At 73.4% G+C, this 5,364-nt stretch carries 3 protein-coding genes and 1 pseudogene; 1 reads left to right on the top strand and 3 read right to left on the bottom strand.

Annotated features, from left to right (window positions below):
- Positions 1–46: 46 nt before the first annotated feature.
- The 3 genes from ACWEVO_RS29145 to ACWEVO_RS29135 form a co-directional block, all read right to left on the bottom strand.
- Complete coding sequence (locus ACWEVO_RS29145) at positions 47–2,110, bottom strand: 3-hydroxyacyl-CoA dehydrogenase NAD-binding domain-containing protein (protein ID WP_452310683.1); 2,064 nt, start codon at positions 2,108–2,110, stop codon at positions 47–49.
- Positions 2,107–3,303, bottom strand: a complete 1,197-nt coding sequence (locus tag ACWEVO_RS29140) for a thiolase family protein (RefSeq protein ID WP_452310682.1) — start codon at positions 3,301–3,303, stop codon at positions 2,107–2,109. Before ACWEVO_RS29140 ends, ACWEVO_RS29145 begins: the two co-directional genes overlap by 4 nt.
- Positions 3,304–3,475: 172 nt before the next feature.
- A complete protein-coding gene (locus tag ACWEVO_RS29135) occupies positions 3,476–4,798 on the bottom strand; it encodes an HRDC domain-containing protein (RefSeq protein WP_452310681.1) in 1,323 nt (440 codons plus the stop codon).
- 229 nt (positions 4,799–5,027) lie between these two features.
- Here ACWEVO_RS29135 and ACWEVO_RS29130 point away from each other — a divergent pair.
- Positions 5,028–5,364, top strand: a pseudogene (locus tag ACWEVO_RS29130) (hypothetical protein); the annotation flags it as partial.

Below are 5,364 nucleotides of genomic sequence, written 5' to 3'. Positions count from 1 at the left end.
GCCGGCCACCGCGATCGCGGGGGAGCGGCGGTGGATCAGGTTGGCGTCAGCGCAGGCTGGCCACGCCGCGCGGCAGGAACCGCCGGCCGGTGACCCGCTCGGCGGTGCCGGTGCGGTCCAGGTACGGCGTGACGCCGCCCAGGTGGAACGGCCAGCCGGCGCCGAGGATCATGCACAGGTCGATGTCCTGCGCCTCGGCGACGACGCCCTCGTCGAGCATGAGCCGGATCTCCTGCGCCAGCGCGTCGAGCGCGTTCTGCCGTACCTGCTCGCCGGTGAGCGGCTGGTCGCCGACCACGAGCAGCTTGGCGACCTCCTCGTTGACCTGGTCGTCGACCACGATCGGCTGGCCGGAGTCGGCGATCCGCTTGAGGTTCTCGCTGACGCCGAACCGGTCCGGGAAGGCGGCGTGCAGGGTGCCGCCCACGTGGTACGCCACGGCCGGGCCGACCAGCTGGAGCAGGGCGAGCGGGCGCATCGGCAGACCCAGCGGGTCCAGCGCGCTGTTCGCCACGTCCAGCGGGGTGCCCTGGTCGACGGCGGCGAAGACGGTGCCGAGGAAGCGGGTGAGCAGCCGGTTGACCACGAACGCCGGGGCGTCCTTGACCAGCACCGACGACTTCTTCAGCTGCTTGCCGACGGCGAACGCGGTGGCCAGGGTGGCGTCGTCGGTGCGCTCGCCCCGGATGATCTCCAGCAGCGGCAGCACCGCGACCGGGTTGAAGAAGTGGAAGCCGACCACCCGCTCCGGGTGCTCCAGGTCCTCGGCCATCGCGGTGACCGACAGGGAGCTGGTGTTGGTGGCGAGCACCGCCTCCGGATTGACGATCTTCTCCAGCTCGGCCCAGACCTGCTTCTTGACCGTCAGGTCCTCGAAGACCGCCTCGATGACGAAGTCGGCGTCGGCGAAGACGGACTTGTCGACGGAGCCGCTGACCAGGCCGTACAGCTTGGCGGCGGTGCCCTTGTCCATCCGCCCCTTGCTGACCGCCTTCTCGATCTGGGTGTGCACGTAGCCGACGCCCTTGTCCACCCGGGACTGGTCCAGGTCGGTCAGGACGACCGGCACCTGGAGACGGCGGGCGAAGAGCAGGGCGAGCTGGCTGGCCATCAGGCCGGCGCCCACGATGCCGACCTTGGTGACCGGGCGGGCCAGGCCCTTGTCCGGCGCGCCGGCCGGCCGCTTGGCCCGCCGCTGCACCAGGTCGAAGGCGTACAGGCCGCTGCGCAGCTCCTCGGAGAAGACCAGGTCGGCCAGGGCCTCGTCCTCGGCGGCGGTGCCGGCGGCGAAGTCGCCGTCCTTCGCCGTCTCCAGCAGGTCCAGCGCCTTGTACGCGGCCGGGACCGCGCCGTGCAGCCGCTGGTCGAGGGTCTGCCGGGCGAAGTAGAGCACGCCCGCCCACATGTCCTTGTCGACCTCGGGCCGGGTCACGGTGACCTCGCCCCGGACCACGCCGGCCGCCCACTCCAGCGACCGCTCCAGGAAGTCGGCCGGCTCCAGCAGCACGTCCGCGATGCCCATCTCGGCCGCCTGCTTGGGCTTGAGCATCTTGTTCTGCATCAGCGGGTTCTGCAGGATCACCTGGGTCGCGGCCGGGATGCCGATCAGGTTCGGCAGCAGCTGGGTGCCGCCCCAGCCGGGGACCAGGCCGAGCGAGACCTCGGGCAGCGCCAGGGCCGCCGCGCCCGCCGACAGGGTCCGGTAGTGGCAGTGCAGGGCCAGCTCCAGGCCGCCGCCCATCGCCGCGCCGTTGACGAAGGCGAAGGTGGGGATCTCGCTGTCCTTGAGCCGGGCGAAGACCCGGTGCCCGAGTCGGCCGATCTCCAGCGCCTGCTCGCGGCTCTCCAGCAGCGGCAGACCGGTGATGTCCGCCCCCACGCAGAAGATGTACGGCTTGCCGGTCACCGCGATGAACGCCGGGTTCGCCGCGAGGGCCGTGCTGATCGCCTCGTCCAGGCTGGTCAGACCGCCCGGGCCGAAGGTGTTCGGCTTTGTGTGGTCGAAGCCGTTGTCCAGGGTGATCAGGGCGGCGGGGCGGTCCAGCCCCGGTACGTTCACCTGGCGCAGCAGCGCCCTGGTGACGACCTCGTTCGGTGCGGCGAGGCTCACTTGTCTCCACCCTCCCAGTGCGGGTTCTCCCAGATCACGGTGCCGCCCATGCCGATGCCGATGCACATGGCGGTGAGGCCGTAGCGGACCTCGGGGTGCTCGGCGAACTGCCGGGCCAGCTGGGTCATCAGCCGGACACCCGAGGAGGCGAGCGGGTGACCGATGGCGATCGCGCCGCCCCACGGGTTGACCCGCGGGTCGTCGTCGGCGATGCCGAAGTGGTCGAGGAAGGCGAGCACCTGCACGGCGAACGCCTCGTTCAGCTCGAACAGGCCGATGTCGTCGATGGTCAGGCCGGCGATGCGCAGCGCCTTCTCGGTGGACGGGATCGGGCCGACGCCCATCACCTCGGGCTCCACGCCGACGAAGCCGTACGACACCAGCCGCATGCCGACCGGCAGGCCCAGCTCGCGGGCGGTCTCCTCGGCGACCAGGAGGGCCGCGGTGGCGCCGTCGTTCAGGCCGGCCGCGTTGCCCGCGGTGACCTTGCCGTGCGGGCGGAACGGGGTCTTCAGGGTGGCCAGCTTCTCCATCGAGGTGTCCCGGGGAGCCTCGTCCACGGTGGCCAGGCCCCAGCCGTTCTCCTCGTCGCGGATGGCGACCGACACCAGGTCGCCCTGGAGCTTGCCGTTGGCGTACGCCTTGGCGGTCTTCTGCTGCGAGGCGAGCGCGAAGGCGTCCGTGCGCTCCTTGGTGATGTGCGGCACCCGGTCGTGCAGGTTCTCCGCGGTGGCCCCCATGACCAGGGCGGACGGGTCGACCAGCTTCTCCGCGATGATCCGCGGGTTGGGGTCGACGCCCTCACCCATGGGGTGGCGGCCCATGTGCTCGACGCCGCCGGCGATGGCCACGTCGTACGCGCCCACGGCGATGCCGCTGGCCACCGTGGTGACGGCGGTCATCGCGCCGGCGCACATCCGGTCGATGGCGAAGCCGGGCACCGTCTTGGGCAGGCCCGCCAGCAGGGCGGCGGTGCGGCCGATGGTCAGGCCCTGGTCGCCGATCTGGGTGGTGGCCGCGATGGCGACCTCCTCGACCCGCTCCGGCGGCAGCTGCGGGTTGCGTCGCATCAGCTCACGGATGCAGCGGATCACCAGGTCGTCGGCGCGGGTGTTGGCGTACATGCCACCCGCCTTGCCGAACGGGGTGCGGACGCCGTCGACGAAGACGACATCCCGAACTTCACGGGGCACTTGAGCCTCCTCTTCGACCATGACCCGGCCGCCGCGCCGACAGCTGGCGCCGACGACCGAACGAAAGGTCGGGCACTGGCATTTCCCCGGATGCTACTCGTCAGTAACCAATGGCGTCACCACCCCCCGTGTGGCCCGTCACACACCCGCCCGGGGATCCCCGGGCGGGTGGTCAGGACCCGGGGAGGTGAAGCGCCTGGGTGAGGGCGGGAATGAGCAGGCCGATCTGCCACTCCCGGGCGCCGAAGCCGCGGAGGGTCTCCGCCACGGTCTCGTCGGTGATCTCCTCCGGGGGCTGCCAGGCGAGGCGGCGGATGTAGTCCGGCGCGACGAGGTTCTCCGGCGGGAGATTGTGCGCCCCGGCCGTGCCGACCACCACCTCCCGGCAGCGGGCCAGCCGGCCCGCCGCCACCGGGTCCCGCTCCGCCCACCGGTGCGGCGGCGGTGGCCCCTCCACCACCGGGGTCACCGGCAGCGCGTCGTCCGGCAACTGGCGGGCGTCGTCGAGGGCCGCCAGCCAGGTACGCGCCAGCCGGCGCACCGAGCGGCCGCCGAAGCCGGGGAGGGTCAGCAGGGTCTTCTCGTCCTTCGGGTCCAGCTCGGCGGCGGCCACGATGGCCGAGTCCGGCAGCACCCGCCCGGGGGCGGCGTCCCGCCGTGCGGCGATCTGATCCCGCGCGTACCAGAGCGAGCGCACCCGGGCCTGCGCCCGGGCCCCGCGTACCCGGTGGATGCCGGAGGTACGCCGCCACGGCTCGGCCCGCGTCCGGGGCGGCCGGGCGCCGTTGCGGACCAGCGCGGCGAACTCCTCCGCCGCCCACTCCGACTTGCCCTGCCGGTGCAGCTCCTCGTCGAGGGCGTCGCGCAGGTCGACCAGCATCTCCACGTCCAGCGCCGCGTACGTCAGCCACGACTCCGGCAACGGCCGGCTGGACCAGTCCGCCGCCGAGTGGTGCTTCTCCAACGTGTAGCCGAGGAGCTGCTCGGTCAGCGCGGCCAGGCCGACCCGCTCGAAGCCGGCCAGCCGGGCGGCCAGCTCGGTGTCGAAGAGCCGGCGCGGCCGCAGTCCCAGCTCGGCCAGGCAGGCCAGGTCCTGGCTGGCCGCGTGCAGCACCCACTCGGTCTCCGCGATCGCCGCGTCCAGGGCGGAGAGGTCCGGCAGCGGCAGCGGGTCGATCAGCGTGGTGCCGGCGCCGGCCCGGCGCAGTTGCACCAGGTACGCCCGCTGGCTGTAGCGGTATCCCGAGGCGCGCTCGGCGTCCAGGGCCACCGGGCCGCTGCCGGCGGCGAAACGGGCCACGACCTCGTCGAGCTCGGCCGGCGTGGCCACCGGGGCGGGGGTGCCCTCACGCGGGGCGGTCAGCGGAACGGGCCCGCCGACGGTCGGTTCGCTCCCCGCGTCCGCCGGCTCGGGTGCGTCCGGCGACGGGTGCGGTGAGGCCTCTCCCGTACGGCTTTCGGCGGCCCGACGGCGCAGGGGTGGTTCGTCGGTCACCTGACAACCCTAGTGCGCCGGGAGATCGGGTGTGCGCAGCCGGTCGGGCGCGTGTCGGCGGGATGGCCGGCGGATGTCATGGCAGAGTCGGCTTGCGTCGATGTGACAAGGTCGGACAACGGGGGAGACAAACCCCGTTCGCGCCGGTACGGTCCTTCGGGCCGCGTCGGGCCCAGAGGGTCCCGGCAGCGGTGTCGCGGCGGGTTGTGCACGGGGGAGGACAAGAACCATGACGGCGGGTTACGGAGCCGGCGACGCGGTGCCCGGGCGGGGCGAGGACGAGACGGTCGACCACGGACCCGGCGACTCGTCGCCGGCCGGTCGACCGGGGCCGCTGCCGCCGCGCATCGCCCGCCCGGCCGGCCACGCATCGGTGCCCGGACAGCCCGGCCTCCCGGCGCCCGGCGGTGCTTCCCCGGCCGCCGGTGGTGTCCCACCCCGATCCCCCGAGGATCTCCAAGCACCGCCGACCGCCGGCGGACCGACGGAGGCGGCCGTGCCGGCGCCCCGGACCACCTGGTCGCCCACGCCGAACACCGGGCAGTGGGGCGGCCCGGGCGGCACGG

The organism is Micromonospora sp. NPDC003776, from assembly GCF_053605645.1.
This window is presented reverse-complemented; position numbering and strand designations above follow the sequence as displayed.